Source organism: Calothrix anomala FACHB-343, assembly GCF_014696435.1.
In the GTDB taxonomy this organism is placed as follows: Bacteria; Cyanobacteriota; Cyanobacteriia; order Cyanobacteriales; family Nostocaceae; genus Aulosira; species Aulosira anomala_A.
The window spans coordinates 1-20,708 of record NZ_JACJQG010000113.1; the positions used below are offsets into that span (position 1 = coordinate 1).

The following is a 20,708-nucleotide window of genomic DNA, read 5'->3' on the forward strand; positions in this document are numbered from 1 at the left end:
AATAATCCTGACAATTGAAGGGGTATCGAACCCCTCCAATTGTCCCGCAATTCCCCTCACCGCCAACCTTCGGTGTGGCGGGAGTACCCTTGCGGAGGTCTAGATGGTTTGAAAAGTTTCAATCCCGTTGCCAGGATTCGCTAAGTTTCAAGTTAACTTCGCTATTTTCCAGCAGTAGCGTTTTATGTTTCAATCCCGTTGCCAGGATTCGCTAAGTTTCAAGCCTATATAGAAAAAGTTTTTAGCACCTTTTTCTCTAGGTTTCAATCCCGTTGCCAGGATTCGCTAAGTTTCAAGATTTTGGATCTAGCAATTTTTCCAAAACGGTTTGCTGGTTTCAATCCCGTTGCCAGGATTCGCTAAGTTTCAAGACGGTCATTGCCGTTGCTGCTACCGCCGCATCTGCTGTGTTTCAATCCCGTTGCCGGGATTCGCTGCATTTCAAGTCCGCCGCCTGAAACCCTTACAGAGCAAGGATTCCACAAGCAAATTTGGCAGACCTCAAAAATGACCTCATTTCAGCCTCGCTTATTGCAACAAATTCCTATTTGTCGCAATTCTTCAAACGCTGTAACTATTAACTTGTCAAGGTTCTGGCGATTTTGGCAGAACCCCCCAGGTTTTAGCCCCCGCTTCGGTTTGCCAAACATCAATTTAATAGCATCATCATACGGGTATTCTCCAACAATGTCCAGACCTTTGGAGAAAATACAGCGAATTGCAAGTTAGTGAGGTACAGATAATAGTTGATTGTAGGGGCATTGGCACCGCCATGCCCAATGCCCAATGCCCAATGCCCCATGCCCAATGCCTAATGCCCAATGCCCAATGCCCAATGCCCAATGCCCCTCACCTAAAATTGTACAGACCTTTGGTCACATAACCGCAAAGCACGTACCACCAAAGAATAAAGCTGTAAAAATTCCACCTCATCAATAGTAAAAAACTCATTCAAATCCAACTCTTTCAGCTGGTAAACATTACGACTTAAATTTCCCTCCGATAAAGGCAAAAAATCAGGTAAAAATTTTGTCATACATCGCCAGCTATCGGCAATTACCTGCTGTGATTTTGGAGATAATTCAATCTGCTTTAACTTAGCCACATCATTACTTTCAAAACCCCTCGCCCAAGCAGAATGATGACGACCAGCAGCCATAATTACCACACAACCAAAGTATTTAATTTGCTCAGTATCTTCTGTAAAATGCTCCTGAAGTAGAGGAATTAAAGATTTATGTAGAATTTCTCGTGCTAAAAAAGCACTTTCAACCGCATGATTAGGACGCTGATTTTTCTTTTCAAAAGCTTTCAAAGCAGCTTTTTGTACTTCATCTTCAGGATTGTAATCGGTATGTGCTAGCAAATATTGGCGAGGATTTTTACCTTTAAAACGGTGATGGGCAATTTTCTGCCATTCTCGCATTACCTGCTGCCATTTTACCTGCAATTTTCCTAAATCATGGGTAAAAATTGCTAAAAATACTAAAATTTCAAACAAAGCTTCAGCTTCATTGACTTCTGCTTGGGGTAAAATTTTGGCTTTGATAAACTTACCACCAGCAACTAATAACTCATCGCGAACGCTGCGGTAATTAATATCTATAACTTCACCATTTTTGAGAATTTTTGTAGAAAAATTATCCCGCCAACATTTCCACATTAAAACCAAATGACCTACATAATTATCCATCCGATAGCGGTATTGACTGGCAATAATTTTCTCTCTTTTGTGTGGAGAGTTAAACCTATTTCCTGGGATATTCACTCCTATTTGTAAGCCAATTTCCTCATCATAGTAAATATAGCGATTATTTACCAAAATCCGATAACACCCAATCAAAAAGTCACGGGAAGTTATCCGACTTAGCACAGGCTGACTGTAAGTTTGTGATTTATTTTTTGGGGTTTCAATGCGTTTAAAAATCCAATCATCCCCAAAAGCTAAACTCTCTTGAAAATCTCGCCAAGCTTTACAAAGGGTAGAAATTGGCACAGAAAAAGGCAGTAATTTTTGTATATCAATTTCTTGCCCATCATCGCAATCAATTAAACCAGATTCACTCCAAGTAAAAATATTGCGATTATCTACCTTGCGAATCAAATCACTTGCAGCAGATTCATCACCTCTAAAAATAGCATCAGTAAATCTACTTTCAAACTCCATTTGGCTGTTACTTCTGCGTTTGAGAAACAGCGAATCTTCCTCAGCATGAACTAAATTAATCCATTCTTCTTCAATTCTAAAACCAACGTGATGATTTACCTTTTCCGATTCTGTATGTGCTTGCAAAACTTGCCAAGTCAATTCACATATTTCTTTTTTATAGGGTAAAAAGCTTTCCTTGGGCTTGGTGATCTCAATCTTTTCAGATTCTAACTTTTCAACATCAGCATCTTCCCAATCAAATAAATCAGTATTAGCTAATACCTGATTCTTTTGATTAATTTCCACATTTCTATAGACAAAAACCTCGCCACTTTCCCCTGAAAACCTCGCACAACGTCCAGCACGTTGTAACAGAGAATTCATCGGACAAAGTTGTGTATGCAAAACTTCACAAGTAATATTAATTCCCGCTTCAATTACCTGAGTCGCAATCAAAACATGACAAGTATTATCGCTGTTATTTTGCCAATTTTCCGCAAATATATTTGTTAAATAATTTTCTTTATTAGCGCGATGTTCAGGTAAAAATCTGGCGTGCAGTAGGGTAATATTTAACTCCCAATCGTGATTTAAACTTGACAGATCGCGATAAATTCCTTGTGCTTGAGAGACAGTGTTACAAATAATCATAACTCGCTGCCGTTGCTTGGCATAAATATCATCCCAAATAACTTGCGCGTTCAGAGGTAGCGACATAGCACGAAAAACTCGACAGCGATTAGCCTCAATTACTTTTAAATCAGAGTCTTCAACGCGAACAATTTCCATGATGTGAGGATAAATTTTATATTTACTCGGCAATTATTTTTTGAATTTGACTTGCAAGCTCATCTGTTAAAGTTGCAGTCATTAATAAACAAGGTGAAATTCCTTTAACTTGTTGCAACACCTTTAAAACAGTAGTAAAAGAGCGTTCTGGGTCGAGTAAATGTAATTCATCAAACACCAAATAAGATGCAAATACTACTCCAGCATTCACATTTGCAGAACCACGACCAACAGAATAAGGAATATTTAAAAAGCTGCTCAACAACTGGTCAATTGTACAGAAAATAATATCACCTTCAAACCGTGGATCTTCGGGGTTTTCCCCTGTTTGTAAAGTCACTACCAAGTTACCAGATGAGGGATAAAGCCTTTTCCAGTTTGTAACTAATCCCTCTACTCGCTGACGCAGACTATTAGCCAAGGTACGCAGAGGTACAACATAAATCAGCTTATTGGGAAAATCGAGATTCAGGGTTTTGGCGAATAAAAAAGGTGCGATCGCGGTTTCCGTTTTCCCCGAACCCGTAGGTGCGCGCAGGATGGTATCATCATGGTTGAGGATGCGTGCGATCGCTTGGGTTTGGAAGTTGTAGGGATGATGGGTAGTGAGGGTGTGGAACAGATGTGCGATCGTAATTTGAGTGTCGTTACTCATGATATTTGACATTTTTGATACTACCGTCATCCTTTAAAGCAGTAATTCTGACTTTGACATCCTGTCCTTCTTCCAAAAAAGCAGCTTTTTTATGCTCTTTTGTGGTTTTTTTCGTTCCATCTAGTAATTGATAGGTAACTTCAACTCCCTTAATATTAGAAACCTTTGCATCTAAAATTTGACCTTCTACAAATTTCTGAGATAATTTCGCTGGATTTTCTTTTTTTGGTTTTGGTAAATCTCTATTAGTAATATTCCGAACCCTTCGTTTATCTTGTTCTGGAACACCCATGACTTGAAATGGAGTTGGTAGTACTGGACGATTTACATATTCTTTAGTATCAATAGTCATGTAACGAGTATCATTTGCTGATGGTGGTTTATCACAGCGCAACATCAACAAAAGCATCTGAATCCGAGGGATTTCACATAACTTGACAGCATTATATCCTTCTGGATGGTCATCTGGATGAATATTATCAGTAATGTATTTCTCAAAAGCATTAATACAAGCTTCAGATTTTGATGCAGTATTGCTCTGGTTTGTTTCTCCAGTTAACCACTGATTACCATTAAATAACCCTGAGTAACGCTCTGAACGAGTATTTAACAAAACCTGATGTTCAATTTTAACAGCACCCATACCTAAAGGCTTACCCATCCCCAACGATAGGCAATATTTAGGGTCGGCTGCTATTTTTAATATCCATAAAATTGCACCTAATTCAATATTGCTGAGGTTTTCAAAATGGATATTAAACTTAAATATAACACCTGGTTTAATAGGTTTAATTTGAGTATACTGTGAATTGGCTTTTTTGATTTTATCTGTATCAGCTTCTTCTATATCTTCTTGTTTTACATTTGGTTTATGCCAATATAGTTTATGACCACGAATAATTGTTTCTCCAGGATTGGTTTCTTGTGGTGCTTTGCTAGCATAATGCTTAAGCTGAATTTTTTCGGAACTCGTTTGAACTAAGTAATGTTGAAATGTTGTTGGCTTAGGATTAGAGAGGATTTTTGGGGTAATTGGATTCTCAACATCACCAGTTAACCAAATATCATCATTAACTGTCTGTTCGCAAATTCCATTTTCTATAAAAATCCTACCAGCTAAAGCTTTTAATTTTTCTGAATTTTCTGCATCATAATTTTCCTGTAAATCTTTATCTTGATGCCGAATAAATCCAAATATAGAATCAGCTAAATCAAATTTTTCGGATTTCCTAATACTTTGAGGAATAAAGTCAAAAGCTGAAGCTGCTTTTCCATCTCTCAAAGGAGAATAAGGAATGCGAAAGTTTGGACAATGACCAAATAAAGTTACTTCTGTCTGTCCATTTTGAGGTTCGCAATAAAAAATTGGTCGTCCTGCTTCCAAAACCCCAAAATCTTGATCAAAAGGTTCTTGTTTCTGAAAGTCAGTTAACGCACTCCTATAGTGCTGGATTGCATCATCATTAATTTTAATATTATCTACATCATTATTGATTTCTGGAACAATGCAATGGTTGCGGCGATAAAGATTTTCGGAACTATCAGAAGACTCCAGCATATTACCACTGGTAACAATAACTCCTAAATTAGGATATAAATTCTTGTTAGCGCTTACTTGTTTGGTAAATCTTCTCGGACTTTTCAAGAACGTATCGCCAAAACTTACATTTATATATTGTGGACGATATTCTCGTTGATTCATTTTAATTAAAGTCTGAATTTTTGACAAATCCCGTTCTTTCACCCAAATGAATGAAGATTTATCAATAGTTTTAGCTGGTTGAACATACCAATTACTTCCTTTACGAACTAAATAACCAGCCTTAACATTTTTTACCAGTTTTCTATATTCATTTCCTAATGGATCATCTTTTTTTGCAGCAACCGCACGAAAGAAAAAATGTTGTTGATCTGATACAGCTTCTATTTTACTGAAGCTAATAATTTCGATCAAATTTCTGAGCATTCCTCGCAAGCTACTACCAGGGATAACTGGTTTTCTAGGTTTGTCAGCTATCCCTGTATAGAAAAAATTAGGTAAATCTTTTGATTCAGCACCACATGCAAATTCTTCTTTAGTTAATCCGCAACGAATATATAAAGGTGATTCAGTTGTCAGTGTACATTTAATCCGACCTGTATATCGATTCTCCGATTCAGGATAATAAACATTATGCTGAGGTAGAGATTTAGGCTCAACTTTAACTATATCATTTGGTAACTCTACAAAATTATAAGGTGCTTTTGCTTTTCTATTCTCTGGTACATTATTTAGATGTCTGGGAAGCATTCGCTAACTCCTTTTCAGTAGTAAGATTAACTAAGCGACTTAAATAAATACGAGCTAAACCAGTTTCTTCGTCATTATGAATATAGTGGCGAACGCATAAACGCAATGGACGATGTAATTTTTGATTGGCATCAAAATTAATATCAACTAAAGGTACAGCATGGCACAAACCTTGCGAACCATCCGATACTAAAGTAAAACCATCGCTAATTGTTTTTGCTTGTGTACCCCAAAGAATCTGATTTTCAGGAATAAATTCTGTATTTTTTTCATCTTGAATAAGACGCGCTTTAAAACCCTCATCAGTTTTCCAAAGCATCACTTCAGAACTTTCACCAAAAATTCGACATTGCTGTAATGTCAATTTCCGCAATTTGGCAAATTCAGAAAATATACTATCTGCTGTTATCAAATTTCTATCTTGAAATTTACCCCAAATTACCCCATCTTCAGCATGTGCTAATAAAAACTTTAATTTGTATTGACTCGCTGGGACTTCCAACCATGTCCTGATATCAAAATTATCTGGAACTTCTAAAGATTCACACTTTGGCTTATTCAAGCAGTTACCTCCTGATGTAAAGCAGCAACAAATGTTTCTAAATCTTCAGCATTATCTATTAATAAAGGTTCATTTACGGACTTTTGTTCAATTACCCAAGTTTTCTTGTCAAACTCAATAGTTGCGTGTTTTCCCTGTAACCTTCCCCGTCCGATACTACTGGTTCCACCTACAGGTAAATCACCAGTCCATAAATCTTTGAGCAATAAAAGTAGTAACCCAATTTCATAATGCTTTGGTTGACGCAATTCCAGTTTGATAACTAAACTTGTTTCATCATTTCCAAAAATAGGTTGCTCGTTGAACAACGCACCATGCAAAGCTCCACCTGTAAATCTATCGATTGCAATCCGATTTTGGACTAAATCTGTAGTGTTATTAATTTCAACTTCATCAACAATTAAACGGCTAGCTTTTGCTTTTTTGGTATTTTCATCAACGAAGCCAAATATATCGCTAACAATATTTATATTTACACCAATAGTATTAACTATCCTTTCCGCACGATGTCGCAACACACCAGTTAAACTTGTACCGGATAATATTGATTTCAACTCACCATTGCGTCGTGACTTGAGATGGACAACATCCGGTGCTTTATCCGTCGATGCTTGTCCCGAGCGAATTAATAAAGGACTTGCGAGGGTAAATATAGCTGTAATGGTTAGGTGTTGTCTTTTATGTTCTCCATCGAGAGACAAACCCAAAGCATCAGCGATACTGTCATGAGTTGGATAATCATTTAAAAAACCCGATTCCCAATGTGGGAAATTTAGCCATTGTATACGTTGTTCGTAGTCTCTTAAATCAAATTGCCATACTTGCCATTTTTCCACATGACAGCGACCAAAACCACGACGTTTTTTAATTCCTAGACGAATTTTACTTGTTTCTAATCCTTGGAGACTAATTACTAATTCTTTAATTAATCGCTCCCTATTACTTTCTTGTTCTATCAATAATTCAAAGTAGAGATTAAATACTGTCCCCGCTTCAAGAAATTCTAAATCGTATTTGGCTCCATCATCTGCGGTTCTCGTGACGCTGTTGATTTTAACTCCATCGCGCAACTCTACTTGAATTATTTCGCCACTCAGAGCATCATTGACGATTAGAGGACTTTGTTCTCCATCATCATCGCTACGTTGTCCACCAAATAAAATTGATTCTTCATCTGCATAATAGCCATTTTCATGCTCTCGTAAATAGTTTCTTAAAGCACCAGCTATAGAAGAACCCATTAATAAAGCTTTATCTTCTATACTATCTCGTAAAACCTGTAAATCAGTATCGCCATCATTGTCACCACTTCCCAAACAAGTTGGAGTATCTAAAATTAAACTTCCCTTGATAATTATCCGTTCAATAATATAGCGTTGATTGCGATTTGTGAGCCGTTTGTTTAGACAGTCTTTACCGATCATTATTTCTCCTTCATTGCTTTTTTAGCAACTGCCATAATTAAGCGCAATGTATATTTTTTAGCTAATTTATGATTTAGATTACTTTCAATATCACTAATTTTGACTGTTAATTCTTGTTTGTTACTAATCCATGAATCAGGATTATTTAACCATGTGTATAACTTTTCTTTAAAAGATTCGTTATTGATTTTAGCTCGTTCAAATTGTCCGCTAGCGTTAGATGGTAAATTATTTAGTAGAGCTAGAACTAAATCGCAGTTTCCACTTGGTAATGCTTGTCTTGCTATCAATCGTAAGCGAGATAACTGACTATTAGAAATAGTACCCTTAATATCTATATAACTAAGCTCTTTTTTTAGTTTCTGCTCTAGTTTTTCTTCCAGCAATCTTGCAAGCATTTGGGTTGCAATATCACGGGATAATTGATTTTTTATTTGTGGCTGACTAGACGATTTAGGTTTATCAGGTAAAGCGATTTTAAAAGACTCATCGTTGCGTAAATTCACTGCGATTCTACCAAATCCATCAATTCTCCTTTCTCCCAAACCTTGAGCTTCTAATTGTTGTATTTGTTCTGGTGCGATCTCAATATGCTCAAAAACAAATACACTACCTGCTGCTAATGCAGGAACTTGAGGTAAAGGTAATCCCCATTGTCGATTAAATCCGCCAATTAATGTACTGCTAGTAAAACTTTCTTTTGGCTTCAGTTGTATATCATCTTCTAATATTCTTTTTAATTCACTCTCTAAAATCTTTGTTAGTGGTGCAGATACTTGTTGTGGAGATGGGGGAATAACTGCATACTGTCCCCATTCATCTCGTAAAATCAAATCGCTGAGTAGTGTAATTGTGAAATTCTCATGTTCGGTAAGGTTTTCCGGGGAATCTACTTCATTCCAGTTATCATGAGTCTGAATGTCTATAATTTTTGTATGTCCATAACCCGCACTTTGAGAACCGCCTAACCAAAGGTCTTCTGATTTTTGCAATAATTTTAATAAGTTTGTATCTATCTCTTTGCACAAAATTACAGCTTGAAAAGTTTGTCCTGCATCAATAGCATCGTAGCGGAAAATTTCTCCTTCACCTGTTGTTTGGCTTGAACGTCCCTTAGTGCGATCGCGTCGGTTATGAATATTTATTCGTCGTTTTTCTTTATAATATTTAACACAACCACTTTCTACTGTCCAAAATCCTTCACCCACAAATTTAGGAGTTTCAGGTTCACCTTCGTTTCTATAAACACTAAAGTCATAAGCAGGAATATTAGGTATATCTTCGCTTAATTCTATATCTTTATCACGAAACCAAGAACGAACTATGGGAAGAGTCCGCTTTTTCTTTTGACTGAGTAGATAAGCATTTAAATATTTCACTTGTTTACTATCAAAAAATAAACTCTGTACCTCCTGACTTTCTAAATCAACTTCTGACAAATTATGATGCTTTATATAACGTCTAATTATGGCACCGCGAATCATACTTCCAGGGATATGAGAATAAGAAACATCACTATTAGGGTCTCCTTGAAATGAAGTAGCTAATAAGGGTTGTTTTGTATATAAAGAAAAAGTAATTGCTTTCATGGAAAATTTTACCTAACCTTTCCAAATAACTTTAAATATTGCTGTGTAATTTCATTTTCATCAGTATCATGTAAAGTACAATGGACATGACCACGACCTCGATTCCGTCCACTTCCTAAACGCCGTAACGCTAGAGTACTCACTGCCAAAAGTGATAGTATTTCATCGCTTGGTTGAGCCTCAAATAATAAATCTGCTTGAAATTCTAGTTGGCGAATAACAACACGGAAAGACCGTAAACTTCCCTTATTAGCTACACCATTTTCCCAATCAATTGCTGTTTGACGGCGAATAGAACTTAGGGAATTTAGCACATCTTGGCTTGTCAGTCGCTCGCTATCTATTTCATAAGCGACAGCTTGACGTAAATCATCGGGTAAACATGCGTCTCCGATATGCATTGCTGCTATTGTTCCTAATTTATTACCTGGAATACCAAATAAATCACCAGCTATATTTTCCCAGTAATTTTTCTGATTATCTTCTGGTAAAATAGTAATTAAATTATCACATTCTTCACTCAATAAACCTTTCAGGGTGCGTCCTCGTAAATAGGGAAATCCATATTTATCGTGTTCTACTTCTTGGTCTATTAAGCCTGCAACACCATCACCACGACCAAAAGTTGTATCGCTTAATAACTTAATTTTTAGTTTATATATCATTCTTACTCATCCAATGCTAGATAAAAATCTATTGCTTCAATCGCATCAAAATATCCACATTTTTTACCCAACCATCCTTCTTTAGCTAATTTATCAATATCCTGACTACACTTAGGATAATCAGGTAATTTATCTAAACCTTTATTCCGCAGAAACTCCTGAGTTGCGAGAGAACCCTGACGTAATACATCACGCAAATCCATGATTATGTTATAGCGATCGCACCATTCTTCATCTTCATGAAATTGCCTAACAATATCAGTAAAACCTTCCCAAGTACGCCAATCATCATCATGTTTATTTAGTCGCACAGGGCGCATATTTAATTCACCTGATTCTACTTTATATTCCCGTTGGCGAATTTCTGAAATCGAACCAGATAAACCACTGGCTGCTAAATGCCAATCAAGTGCTGAAAAGCTTTCATCGTCATTTCCTCTGCTCTCTTCTTGAAATTTCTTAGCGACTCGACATAAAGTTTCACTAAGTTCGTATGCTCGTGCAAATGGATAATGGGTTTTGACAACACAAATACCTGCACAAGCTGTTAGTTTTTTTCCATCAGCTATCGTTTGTTTTTCAAGCTCTCGCAGATATAAAGCAGCTAATTCTAACCCCAATCTTCCCTCACAAACAAAAGTGGTATCATCGCCACCATAAACTAAAGGACGAAAAGGAAGATAGTATTTACCTTTTAATTTAAACTCTCCTAATTTACCTACAACTTTATCTTCTGCAATCGAATTAATAATAGTCTGAGTGACAGCGATTAGCGCTTTCTCTCCTGCTTGTTGGATGCTACGAGATAGCTCTCGCATTGCATTAATATAATCTCGATTTTCTTTTCCATTACCATGTTTTTGAAAGCGTTTACCCATCCCATTTCCATCAGCATGGATTACCGCAGCATAACTTGATTCTCCTGGCGATCGCCCTAAATTATCAGTACGGTAGGGAAATTGATAAATATTTGGATCAACTACACCTGCAAATAGTTTTTGTAGTTTAGCATTAGCCTGGGGAGCAGCAATTAATTTCTGCTTAGTTTCTCTAGAAATTAAATAACTTTTCTCTTCCTCACCATCCTCATACTTAATATAAGTATTGCTTCTATCTATAGCGGGTAAAAGACTTGAATTACAACTTGCTGTTACTCCTAAGCCAAGAAGCGGAGCAGAAACAATACGCTCATATTTCTGGCGCTCAATTTTATTTGTTACTAAGTCTTGAACTACTTGATATAGTTTCTTTTGTCCATTCCAATCAAATTCTTGATGAGCAACTAATAAATTTAGTCCAGGTGCTTCTAATAATACTTTCCTGCTGAGAATTTCAGTAAACTCTATTGCCATTTGTTTGGACTTGAATATTATTAATGCGTTACCACCACCTGAATAAATTAATTCTGCATTACAGTTGCTACTTTCAATTGCTTTTGTTTGTCTATCTTTAAGTATTCCTAATTGTTCTAAAGTTTCTTCTACCCATTCTCCTGTAGCAGCAGAAACTAAATGCGATGCTCCAATATTTTCTCGTAAGCGGTTGCTACTAAATACATAACCTTGAATACCTGTAGTGTCAATAAAAGTTATTGTCAATTGACTCATTTTGATGACTCCCAATCATTTTGAGCAATCCAATCAGCAATTTCTTGAGATAAATTTGTTAAATGCTCGCGTCCAAAAACCTGAATTTTGTAGTCTTTACGCTCATTTTCTGGTTCTGCTTTTAGGACATTAGTAATTTCAGTTCGTAACTCTTCTATATCTTCAGAACTGGCACAACAAACTAAAGCTACTCTGGCTTCAGAGCCACCTAATTGCTGCGCTCTAATGTAAGCTTCAAATAGTTTTTGCTTGCAATCACTTTTCCTATCAATTGTAGTGCATGAAATAGCAAATAATTGATAACCTCGCATGAAAGCTACATCAAACTGAAACTTGGTTTTTGATGGATTATTGGGATTTTTAATCCAAAAAGAAGCAGCACTATCATGAATATGATTCTGCTTGGATATTGCTTGAACCTGTTGTAAAACATAGTGTTCTAACCACTCACCATCTAACCATTCACATACTTTTTCTAAATTCCTCAGTCCTTTCTGCTTAATAGTGTTTAGAAATAAGGTTTCTGCTGGTAAGTCCAGTAACATTAAAGCTTTTTGGATTTTAGTTTGAGATTTTAATAACTCCAAACTCAGTCCTTCAACATCAACATTTGTTAGCTGCTTTTCTGTTAACCAACGACCTTTATTGTTTCTTGTTTTTTCTCTGAGTACTTCATTACACCATTTACGCCATAATTTTACTAACTCTCCCTCAGAATGGAATACTGCAAATGCTTTTGCTGTTTCTGGTAATTCTGGTACATCAACTGGATCGGAGTTCCAACTCCATCCATGTATTTGAAAAACTTTTACAAGCTTTACAGGTAATATTTCTGGTTTAACTTTTAAACATTGACGTTCTCTATCTTCCCTATCTATGCACATTTCTAACCGACGAGGGTCAAGATAGCTGAAAATAGTATCAGAACGATTCGCAAAAGCTGCTTTGTAACCATGTACAGCCATTGCTTTTGTTCCACCAGTATAATTCAGCCCTATTTTTCCACTTTTAATTTTTTCTAGTTCTTCCCGAATTTTCTTTTGAATGTGGAATGCATCCGACTCATAATCACCGAGCGATCGCAACTCTACATCCTTAAACCCATTTAATTCACTTTTGAGAATCTTTTGCAGTCGTTTCGCTGATTTTTCGGTATCTGTTGTATGTATTAAGTATGCAGTTCCCCCTTTATTTAGCAAGAGATTCGCTGCAACATAGTTAGGTAAAGGATTCTCACCAATCAGCAAAAACAAATGGTCTACTTTATACCCATCAAACTCTGGTGTACTCATGCGGTAGATGTATCACAAAATTGTCATGCCCATTATGGCACAGCATCGGAAATACCCTCTTCCAAATAGCTGCTAATCTATAAACAATCGCTCAAATGCCTAAAACTACTGTGAATACCCTATTTAAAAAAGCTCCAGATTGTAAACTTTTGCAAAAACTAGCAAATGGCTCCCTTGACCAAAGTCAAAATCTTACCCGTGCTATCCGCTTATGGGCATTGCTACGGTGGCTATATAGTGAAAATGGTTACATAAGCCTCGCAGATACCTTTACTTATATAGATTGGCGTAAAGCTTTTTTTACTGAAACCCACAAGGATGAAAAGCAAGCAGACATTCTTAAGCATCAAGATTCTAACTGTGCTTGCAGCAAAACAACCAAACAATGGTTATTAGAATTGGAAGTACCCACTGACGAATGGCAAAATTCTCTACAAGCGCAAATACCCATAGCTGACTCGGAACTAGAAAAGCTTTTAGAGGAAAGATTATTTGGTCAAGTTCGTAAATCTCTGCAAAGCGACTTCGACTTATTAGTCAGTCGTAATTATCTGCAAAGAATAAATCAGAATACTGGTAGAAGCAAATATTATCGTCGAGTAGAAAAGTTACCAAATTTTAAAGAAACCGAAAAGACTCCTCTGACTCAAGCAAATTTAAGCAGGAAGAAACAAGCCTATTTAGCAGGTACTTTAGGTTTATTTAGTTTTCTTGACCCTAATTTACCAGTACTAGCCGAAGAATTTTCAGAGCAAGAAATAGAGGAAGATAATCATCGGATATTTCTCTATGTTGACTATGTAGTACCAGAATCGAGTTCAACACAAGATGCAGTAGATGAAATTCAGAACCAATTGCAAGAAATTTGGGATGGTGGGCAAATTATGCCTTTACTGTTGACGTATTATAGCGCCCATCAAAATCAAATAAAAGAGTGTGTCATTTATCCAGTTTGTATTTATTTCATGGAACGAGCTAAATATCTATGTGCTTATGGAACTACTCCTAAAGGTGATATTAATTGGTACAAATATCGTCTTGATCGTATTCTTTCACAACATATAGAAATGCTAGATTGGAAGGATGTTCGAGTTCCACAAATATTAAGAGAAATTAATGACAATAATCAACTGCCAACTCCCAAGACTATCAATACAAAGTTAAAAGAAGCTTGGGGATGTGATTTCTACAAAGAAAAATCATTGATGATATTACGGTTTGAGGAGGATTTCCATCAATGTTATATAGATGGGATCAGCATTCACGATACTTTTACTAAAATTACTTACGAGTCAACCTTCGAGTTAATTCAAAAATATGTTATTGATAAAAAACATCAAGCAGAAATTTTAAATATTGTAAAATCTCGTCCTTGTACGGATGCATACTACCGAGTAAATTATCGAACAACGGATTATTATGTTATTAGATGGTTGCGGGCTTTAGGTTCCAAAGTTGAAGTTTTATTACCTTGGGAATTGCGTCAGGAAATGACTTGTGAAATTCAAAAAGTTCTTAATTTGTATGGGCATATTTGCTAATAGCAACTTTAAATAATACTATTTACATCGTTGTTACTGAGGAATGAAAAGCTAATTTATAGTTTAATTATCTGAAATATTATTTAATGATAATTAAACTATCTGTGAGTAATTTTCAATTCTTATTTGTTTAGCATTCTGTAGTTATTTTACTAGTTGTGACAAGCAAAAACTTCAACCCAAATTAGTTTAATTTTCTGTATTAATTTCTAACTCCAGCACCCCCAACACCTTCTCTTCCAAGTCCGTCAAATAAGCCCGCTTCAGCTTCCCCAACGACTCCAAAAACTTCTGCACGGATTCCTCCAGCCCACTCGAATACACCCGTGAAATACGATCGCACACCTCCTGCATCTGCTGACAATCCTCAGGCAAGTATTCGTAAGACTTCAGATGCTTCAGCCCAACCGTCAGTTCGCCATCCCAAGTCCTCACGGTGCAAGTGAATTCATTAACTTGAGTGACAATCGCCCAGCAACCGCCTTTGCCCCTGAGTTCGGGATTGTCCTTGGCTAAGATTTGGCAGACTTCACCCAACTGGTAGGTGTTGGGGACTTGAGTACGTTCCATGATGCGCTGCACTATATCTTTGACGATTTTACCAGTCGGCACTTTACCACCAGCTTTCTGTACTGCTTGTTGCCAAACTTCCTGTTGCTGCTGGGGTTCTAGCTTAGTGAGTGGGCGAATTTGACGCTCACTTGTCGGCAGAACTTGTGTCCCAATGGGACACATTTGCTGTTCGCTCGACTCAATTTCAATCTGTGTCCCAACAGATTGCTGTTGCCCATCACTTGAGTCAACTTCTATTTGAGTCCCAATGGGACACATTTGCATGAGATTATCAACCACAACCGCAGCTTCAATCAATCTGTAAGGATGACGACGCTCAAATCCAAATCTGTCCTTACAATATTCCTCAAATGTGCGCTGGGTGGAGCGATAGAGTCTGCGGTCGCGCAATTCTGCCAATGCCTTACCTGCCTCAAAAAATGCCCTCTCGACTTTTCGCTCCAGGTGCAAGCGATCGCTTTGTTCTTCTGGGGTTAATTCTGGAACTTCAACAGCAGGAACATCGATGGTTACTACATCTTGATTGTCCTGGTGAGAAAAATCTTGCGGGTTAGCTACTGGTTGTAAGTCACTGGATGTAGAGGTGGCTTTTTTGCGCTTACGGGGTGGGATATTCATGATTCCACCTCTTTTGGTTCAGTGGCATTTGCTCAATTCAATTGCAGATAGAGTTTAATTTTGATGTTCATGAGCAATTACTGTTGGGCTTACCATTGGTAACAACAAAGCATCACTACAGGAAGTTAGAGCATTACAGCTAACGATCATCAACGTTTATATTGAGCTAATGTTTTATCCAACTTCTTGAGCTAAAGCAGCTTTCACCTCTGCATCAAAATCTACATCAAGAGCTTCAGAAAGTTTTCGCAAAGTTTCACGAGGTAAAGATTTTGCATCTTCGCTTTCAATACGGTAAAGGTTAGCAACACTCATACCCGCTTGTGCTGCAACCCATGTTGGTGATAATCCTTTAGTCTCACGAATTTCTCTAATTCGTTTGCCCAACCCAGGCAGATCAACAGACAAAGTAACTTGCATTAAGTTCATAAATTCACGTCTCCATTAATGTACTCAGATCATAGCGTTTCTTTCCTCACGTTTCAAGCATAACTTTTCTAGTCTCGCTTGACAAGTAATACTATAAAATATAAGCTAAAAGTATTCGCAGCTACCGTCATAACCTAAAAAGCTCTTTTGACTGCTAACACTGCTGTGAATAAACAAAAACAAAGACGACCGCGTTTCTTGGCCGGAGCAGCGATCGCCTTTTGCAAAACATCCACCATACTGATGGAGTACCAATAAATTATGACCTATCTCAAATACACTCATCAACAGCTGCAACACAAATCCATAGCCCGGCTCAAGCAAATCTATTGTGAAGTCGGCTGCACAGTTGAGGTACTTGACAAGCGGTGCAAGGATGCTTGGATGAATGCAATCGCTGAGTATCAAGCAATCAGGGTTGAGACAGTAGTTGATGCTACCCTTGATGAACAAGCACTCGCCCAAGCCGAACTTGACCAGTACATCACAGACCAAGCCGAAGCCATAGCCCCACAACTAACCACAGTGGAAATCAACTGCTACCACTACGAAGTTTACGCACTCAAGCAACTGGTCGCTTACATCACCTACGATTATGACGAGTTCGTTACCCAACCTTGGGTAGTTATGGTGAATGGCGAAGAAAAATTCCGCCACCAAACCCAAGCTCAATGCTATCGCTATATCCAATGGCATCATCAAGATGGAACACTTAATCCACAAACTGAAACTGAAATACCAGAAGTCCCAACAATTTTAGAAATCTCGTTTTATGACCAAGAGGCATTTGTTGGGGATGAATTGGTAGCCAGCATTAGCTACGATCACGGCAACTACCAGAATCTGTACTGGCGGGTAATGATTAACGGTAATGAGATTTTCCGAGACATCAGTGCTGCTAGATGTCACAGCTATATCAAACAGCAGTATCAGCAAGGCAAACTTCCATTGCAAGAGCAGCTAGAACCGGAAGAACCTTGGGTTACCGATAACGAAATCATGGCTGAGATTTTCAGCGCGTGTGAAAACTATGGGTTTGAAATGCTCAACGATGGCATTTACCAGAATGACAGAAAGCTTGGCGAAGTCGGATGCACTGATGGTCGCTGGTGGGTAGTACGTGCAGCACAAGATCATCAACGCATACCTTGTAACTCGGCATCAGATGCGGTGCAGTTATTGTCTGAGAGCGCAGCTGATGAGTATTTGGGATATCGGCTACTTGAACATCTCAGCCCTAAAGAATGGCGATCGCTTCTTTCTGGCGCAGCCCAAGGTCAAAAATTGGTAACAGTCTAAAACCAACTGTGGGCAGCAGTAGAAATTGCTGCTCACTCAAATTAACAAATTTAGATAGCGGTCTGGATGCAATACCGCTCCTTTACCCTGCGTCAAAAATTGGGAGATAGTATGGACGCAATTATAAAGCACGAAAGTAACAACAGCCCATTTGACCAAATTAAACACATGGATGCTGATGGATCTGAGTATTGGTTAGCAACTGAATTGTTAACACTACTGGGTTATCAGACTTGGAAAAGAATTAAAGACACCGTTGAAAGAGCAAAAATCAGTGCCCAGAATTCCGGGTTAAATGAATCCTACCATCTGGTCGATGTCGTCCAAATGTCGCAAATTGGGGCTTCTCAGGCATTTCGAGAAGTGCTGAAAGATTACAAGCTATCACGACACGCCTGCTATTTGGTGGCAATGAATGGCGATCCGCGCAAGAGTGAGATAGCTGCCGCACAAACTTACTTCGCGGTAAAAACTCGTGAAGCAGAGTTAGCCCCGCAAAATTCAGAACTACTTGCTCAACTATTGGAGAAATTTGAACAGCAGAACCAGGTAATCGAGGAACAAGGGAAGGCGATCGCCCAGATGCAATCCCAAATCCAAAACCTACTGCCACCCTCAGCTGACTTTACACCCCCAGGCTGGAATGAGGAAGTATGGCGAAAGCTTCCCTCACAGGACAAACGCCACTTCCGCTATATCTTCCGTCGTCGTGGCTTTCGGCCCTCCGGGCAGGGCAAAGATGAGCAATTGGCATTACCTGCTGCGACTACTGAGCAATTGAAGCAACGACAACGGGCAGAATTTGAGCAGCTCGTCGGTGAGTCATCAGCCCAGGAGAAACAGCAATTAGAAGCAGCAAAACAAGAAGCACTGAAGCAACTATGGTTACAAGGAGAACAAGTAGAGAGCAGAGGAGCGGAGGGGCAGAGGAGCAGAGGGGAAATCTCACAGTAAGTTCTCTCCTCTGCCCCCTTGCCCCCCTGCTCCCCTGCTTGCCTTCACCAACCAATTTCTTATCCCAACAGTTATGAAACAGATGTCCCTTTTTAATGAACCCACCCCAATTTTACCAGTCACTTATTATCCAGAGTTCCTCAGCCAAGAAGAAGCTGGCGTGTTATACCAACACTGCCTCAAACTGCAATGGCAACAGAATCAAATCAAAATGGTCGGTAAAACTTTACTTGTGCCCCGGCTGGAATGTATTTACGGTGACGAAGGTTGTGAGTATTTGTATTCCAAGAGCGTGCTACTGAAACCATTGCCTTGGACTGAAGCACTGGCACAGTTAAGGGACAGGATTACTGCTGTTACTGGCTACAGCTTCCGTATCGTCATTGGTAACCAGTATAGAAGTGGACAAGACAGCATAGGGTGGCACGCAGATAATGAGCAATCGATGGGTGTTAATCCAGCGATCGCATCTGTAAGTTTGGGTGCGGAGCGGAAATTTCAGATAAAGCCTATCAAAGGTAAGCCGACTGATTTCTGGCTGGAGCATGGAAGTCTGCTGATTATGCACCCTGGTTGTCAGTCTACGCACCTACATCAAGTTCCCAAAACCAAGAAATTGGTTAGTACGCGAATTAACTTAACTTTTCGTCCGCATATTGGAGGCAAGAAATGAGTACTGTTGTCTCTACCGAAAAAGCATCGGTGCTGGTGATATTGCGGCGAGAGTATCTGGACATTACTGGCAACTTCTGTGCTGCCAAGCTGATTGAGTATTTCCGGCACTGGACAAAGTGGAAGCTCAAAAATCATCGCACTCCTTGGGTTTACCAGCCACTCAAGCGAATTTACGCTGACCTCATGGGTGAGCATAGTCTTCATGTCATTAGGAGTGCGATCGCTCTTTTGGAGGAGATGGGGATTCTCTCAAAGCAAAAAAATCCTGGTAATGGGCAGGATCGGACATGGCAGTATAAATTGCACCAAGATGTACTTAATCGTCTACTGGAACACCGCAAGTGCAAAACTGAACCTTCAGAATTCAGTGCAGAACAACACCATAGATCAGATCCTGAAACTACTAAACCACAACAAAACACTGCTGTTGGGGAAGTAAAGGATGAAGGAGTAAAACAAAGCTCATATGAGCCAGTTCGCCAAACACCAGAACCAGAGCCACCCCAGATTACTCACTTCGTTGATGAACAAGAACTGAATAACTCAACGAGCGGAACAGATCCTCATGATGACGAATCTTCCGAGCCGGAAGTTGAAGTCGATTCAAGTACGTATAAGCCTAGCAAGCACGAAATTGCTGAGGTTTGTACTGAGTTGCGGCGGTTACGAATAAACCCAGAGCCATGTTTGGGGGTGATGAAGAAATATTGGGTGAATGTACACGGGGCGATCGCATATCTCAAAGAAGCACTCCAAACATGGCAATCAGTCAAGTCACCCACTGGCGTGTTTATCACAGCTTGTAAAGAAGGTAAGAAACCTCAAAACACAGCGACGGCAGACGTAATTGCTTGGTATGAATGGGCAAAGAGCAAAAGGATAGTTGCAGCAATGTCTGGCAATGTTGTTTATACACCTGATGGGGAGCCTGTGGATTTGCAACAGATGATGCGACAGTATCCCTGTGAATGCAGTTAGTGGGACGAAAAAATTATGGACACTGAAATAACTATTCACGATATTAAAATAGAGCGTGAGGGATGGGTTTATCTTCTTTGGGCGCAAGGCACAAACAGATATAAGATAGGGAGGTCAATAAATCCAGTAATTAGGCATCAGACAATCAATAATCAATCGCCTTATCCGTTAATTATGCTTGACTGCTTTTGGACTATTGATGCTGTCAATGACGAGAAGTTATATCACGAGCAGAATAATAGTCGTCGAGTTCATGGTGAATGGTTTGAAGTTGATGATAATTGCTTGAATGAACTTAACTTGAACAGATCCCAGGCAACATTTTTTAGCTTCTTTTCCTGTCATGACTCTCCTTATTTCTACTGTGTTCCATCGCCCACTATTAGCCTGCTGTTTAATACATCCCTCAAGTACTTAAATGCTTTTTTCGGTAGGGAAATCCACGCTCATGTTTTGGACTTGCTTTTGACCACATACAGGTCAGCCACCAGTCGAGAAGATTTCATTTACATCCTTCCTTCCGTACCCAGCACTGTCACAATCGGTTATTACTGAGGTTGATTCATCAATAGAGAATAAAAGAACACATTAAATGAGTAAAAAAGATATTTTAAGAAGT

Annotated in this window: 17 protein-coding genes and 1 CRISPR repeat array; of the genes, 6 read left to right on the forward strand and 11 right to left on the reverse strand. The window is 38.6% G+C overall.

The genetic code is table 11. From position 1 onward, the window contains the following. The first annotated feature begins 115 nt into the window (after positions 1-115). Positions 116-446: direct repeats of the CRISPR family, unit length 37 nt; unit sequence GTTTCAATCCCGTTGCCAGGATTCGCTAAGTTTCAAG. 407 nt (positions 447-853) lie between these two features. The 9 genes from cas3 to H6G08_RS35550 are packed head-to-tail and all read right to left on the reverse strand — an operon-like array spanning position 854 to position 13,022. Further along, the gene (gene cas3 / locus H6G08_RS35510; RefSeq protein ID WP_190551796.1) at positions 854-2,938 is read right to left on the reverse strand and encodes a CRISPR-associated helicase Cas3'; all 2,085 of its coding nucleotides are present in this window, start codon (positions 2,936-2,938) and stop codon (positions 854-856) included. 22 nt (positions 2,939-2,960) lie between these two features. Next, positions 2,961-3,593, reverse strand: coding sequence for a DEAD/DEAH box helicase family protein (locus H6G08_RS35515; protein WP_190551798.1), 633 nt, complete (start codon positions 3,591-3,593; stop codon positions 2,961-2,963). Further along, positions 3,586-5,883 (reverse strand): TIGR03986 family type III CRISPR-associated RAMP protein, encoded by a 2,298-nt coding sequence (locus H6G08_RS35520; protein WP_190551800.1) that lies wholly within the window; start codon positions 5,881-5,883, stop codon positions 3,586-3,588. Before H6G08_RS35520 ends, H6G08_RS35515 begins: the two co-directional genes overlap by 8 nt. After that, positions 5,861-6,445 carry a type III-D CRISPR-associated protein Csx19 gene (csx19, locus tag H6G08_RS35525; RefSeq protein WP_190551802.1) on the reverse strand — a complete coding sequence of 195 codons (585 nt, stop codon included), beginning with the start codon at positions 6,443-6,445 and terminating at the stop codon, positions 5,861-5,863. Before csx19 ends, H6G08_RS35520 begins: the two co-directional genes overlap by 23 nt. Next, the gene (locus tag H6G08_RS35530) at positions 6,442-7,869 is read right to left on the reverse strand and encodes an RAMP superfamily CRISPR-associated protein (RefSeq protein ID WP_190551804.1); all 1,428 of its coding nucleotides are present in this window, start codon (positions 7,867-7,869) and stop codon (positions 6,442-6,444) included. Before H6G08_RS35530 ends, csx19 begins: the two co-directional genes overlap by 4 nt. After that, the gene (locus tag H6G08_RS35535; protein ID WP_190551806.1) at positions 7,869-9,458 is read right to left on the reverse strand and encodes an RAMP superfamily CRISPR-associated protein; all 1,590 of its coding nucleotides are present in this window, start codon (positions 9,456-9,458) and stop codon (positions 7,869-7,871) included. The genes H6G08_RS35530 and H6G08_RS35535 overlap by 1 nt, the downstream gene beginning before the upstream one ends. Positions 9,459-9,466: 8 nt before the next feature. Next, a complete protein-coding gene (locus H6G08_RS35540) occupies positions 9,467-10,123 on the reverse strand; it encodes an RAMP superfamily CRISPR-associated protein (RefSeq protein WP_190551808.1) in 657 nt (218 codons plus the stop codon). A 2-nt stretch (positions 10,124-10,125) separates the two neighbouring features. Continuing rightward, positions 10,126-11,730, reverse strand: a complete 1,605-nt coding sequence (locus H6G08_RS35545; RefSeq protein WP_190551809.1) for a Cas10/Cmr2 second palm domain-containing protein — start codon at positions 11,728-11,730, stop codon at positions 10,126-10,128. Beyond that, entirely contained in the window at positions 11,727-13,022 is a 1,296-nt protein-coding gene (locus tag H6G08_RS35550) for a Card1-like endonuclease domain-containing protein (protein ID WP_190551811.1), read from the reverse strand. Before H6G08_RS35550 ends, H6G08_RS35545 begins: the two co-directional genes overlap by 4 nt. A 95-nt stretch (positions 13,023-13,117) precedes the next feature. On the opposite strand from H6G08_RS35550, the gene H6G08_RS35555 reads away from it, so the two are divergent. Beyond that, complete coding sequence (locus H6G08_RS35555) at positions 13,118-14,563, forward strand: TIGR03985 family CRISPR-associated protein (RefSeq protein WP_190551813.1); 1,446 nt, start codon at positions 13,118-13,120, stop codon at positions 14,561-14,563. Between the two features lie 189 nt (positions 14,564-14,752). On the opposite strand, the gene H6G08_RS35560 is transcribed toward H6G08_RS35555, so the two are convergent. After that, positions 14,753-15,754: a hypothetical protein gene (locus H6G08_RS35560; RefSeq protein WP_190551815.1), complete on the reverse strand. Its 1,002-nt coding sequence runs from the start codon at positions 15,752-15,754 to the stop codon at positions 14,753-14,755. 174 nt (positions 15,755-15,928) lie between these two features. Next, on the reverse strand, positions 15,929-16,183 hold the full coding sequence (locus H6G08_RS35565) for a helix-turn-helix domain-containing protein (RefSeq protein WP_096583197.1): 255 nt from the start codon (positions 16,181-16,183) through the stop codon (positions 15,929-15,931). Positions 16,184-16,444: 261 nt separating this feature from the next. Between H6G08_RS35565 and H6G08_RS35570 the strand changes: the two genes are divergently transcribed. From H6G08_RS35570 to H6G08_RS35590, 5 genes are all read left to right on the forward strand, one after another. Then, positions 16,445-17,482: a hypothetical protein gene (locus H6G08_RS35570; protein ID WP_190551817.1), complete on the forward strand. Its 1,038-nt coding sequence runs from the start codon at positions 16,445-16,447 to the stop codon at positions 17,480-17,482. Positions 17,483-17,593: 111 nt separating this feature from the next. Further along, a complete protein-coding gene (locus tag H6G08_RS35575) occupies positions 17,594-18,436 on the forward strand; it encodes a BRO family protein (RefSeq protein WP_190551819.1) in 843 nt (280 codons plus the stop codon). Between the two features lie 73 nt (positions 18,437-18,509). Then, the gene (locus H6G08_RS35580) at positions 18,510-19,109 is read left to right on the forward strand and encodes an alpha-ketoglutarate-dependent dioxygenase AlkB family protein (RefSeq protein ID WP_190551820.1); all 600 of its coding nucleotides are present in this window, start codon (positions 18,510-18,512) and stop codon (positions 19,107-19,109) included. Then, positions 19,106-20,089 carry a hypothetical protein gene (locus tag H6G08_RS37975; protein ID WP_242046423.1) on the forward strand — a complete coding sequence of 328 codons (984 nt, stop codon included), beginning with the start codon at positions 19,106-19,108 and terminating at the stop codon, positions 20,087-20,089. Before H6G08_RS35580 ends, H6G08_RS37975 begins: the two co-directional genes overlap by 4 nt. A gap of 15 nt (positions 20,090-20,104) precedes the next feature. Next, positions 20,105-20,644: a GIY-YIG nuclease family protein gene (locus tag H6G08_RS35590; RefSeq protein WP_190551822.1), complete on the forward strand. Its 540-nt coding sequence runs from the start codon at positions 20,105-20,107 to the stop codon at positions 20,642-20,644. Positions 20,645-20,708: the final 64 nt, after the last annotated feature.

What these genes read in the sequence shown, in the direction of transcription:
- cas3 (WP_190551796.1), bottom strand. Translation starts at nt 2,938, where the DNA reads ATGGAAATTGTTCGCGTTGAAGACTCTGATTTAAAAGTAATTGAGGCT.
- H6G08_RS35515 (WP_190551798.1), bottom strand. Translation starts at nt 3,593, where the DNA reads ATGAGTAACGACACTCAAATTACGATCGCACATCTGTTCCACACCCTC.
- H6G08_RS35520 (WP_190551800.1), bottom strand. Translation starts at nt 5,883, where the DNA reads ATGCTTCCCAGACATCTAAATAATGTACCAGAGAATAGAAAAGCAAAA.
- H6G08_RS35530 (WP_190551804.1), bottom strand. Translation starts at nt 7,869, where the DNA reads ATGATCGGTAAAGACTGTCTAAACAAACGGCTCACAAATCGCAATCAA.
- H6G08_RS35535 (WP_190551806.1), bottom strand. Translation starts at nt 9,458, where the DNA reads ATGAAAGCAATTACTTTTTCTTTATATACAAAACAACCCTTATTAGCT.
- H6G08_RS35540 (WP_190551808.1), bottom strand. Translation starts at nt 10,123, where the DNA reads ATGATATATAAACTAAAAATTAAGTTATTAAGCGATACAACTTTTGGT.
- H6G08_RS35545 (WP_190551809.1), bottom strand. Translation starts at nt 11,730, where the DNA reads ATGAGTCAATTGACAATAACTTTTATTGACACTACAGGTATTCAAGGT.
- H6G08_RS35550 (WP_190551811.1), bottom strand. Translation starts at nt 13,022, where the DNA reads ATGAGTACACCAGAGTTTGATGGGTATAAAGTAGACCATTTGTTTTTG.
- H6G08_RS35555 (WP_190551813.1), top strand. Translation starts at nt 13,118, where the DNA reads ATGCCTAAAACTACTGTGAATACCCTATTTAAAAAAGCTCCAGATTGT.
- H6G08_RS35560 (WP_190551815.1), bottom strand. Translation starts at nt 15,754, where the DNA reads ATGAATATCCCACCCCGTAAGCGCAAAAAAGCCACCTCTACATCCAGT.
- H6G08_RS35565 (WP_096583197.1), bottom strand. Translation starts at nt 16,183, where the DNA reads ATGAACTTAATGCAAGTTACTTTGTCTGTTGATCTGCCTGGGTTGGGC.
- H6G08_RS35570 (WP_190551817.1), top strand. Translation starts at nt 16,445, where the DNA reads ATGACCTATCTCAAATACACTCATCAACAGCTGCAACACAAATCCATA.
- H6G08_RS35575 (WP_190551819.1), top strand. Translation starts at nt 17,594, where the DNA reads ATGGACGCAATTATAAAGCACGAAAGTAACAACAGCCCATTTGACCAA.
- H6G08_RS35580 (WP_190551820.1), top strand. Translation starts at nt 18,510, where the DNA reads ATGAAACAGATGTCCCTTTTTAATGAACCCACCCCAATTTTACCAGTC.
- H6G08_RS37975 (WP_242046423.1), top strand. Translation starts at nt 19,106, where the DNA reads ATGAGTACTGTTGTCTCTACCGAAAAAGCATCGGTGCTGGTGATATTG.
- H6G08_RS35590 (WP_190551822.1), top strand. Translation starts at nt 20,105, where the DNA reads ATGGACACTGAAATAACTATTCACGATATTAAAATAGAGCGTGAGGGA.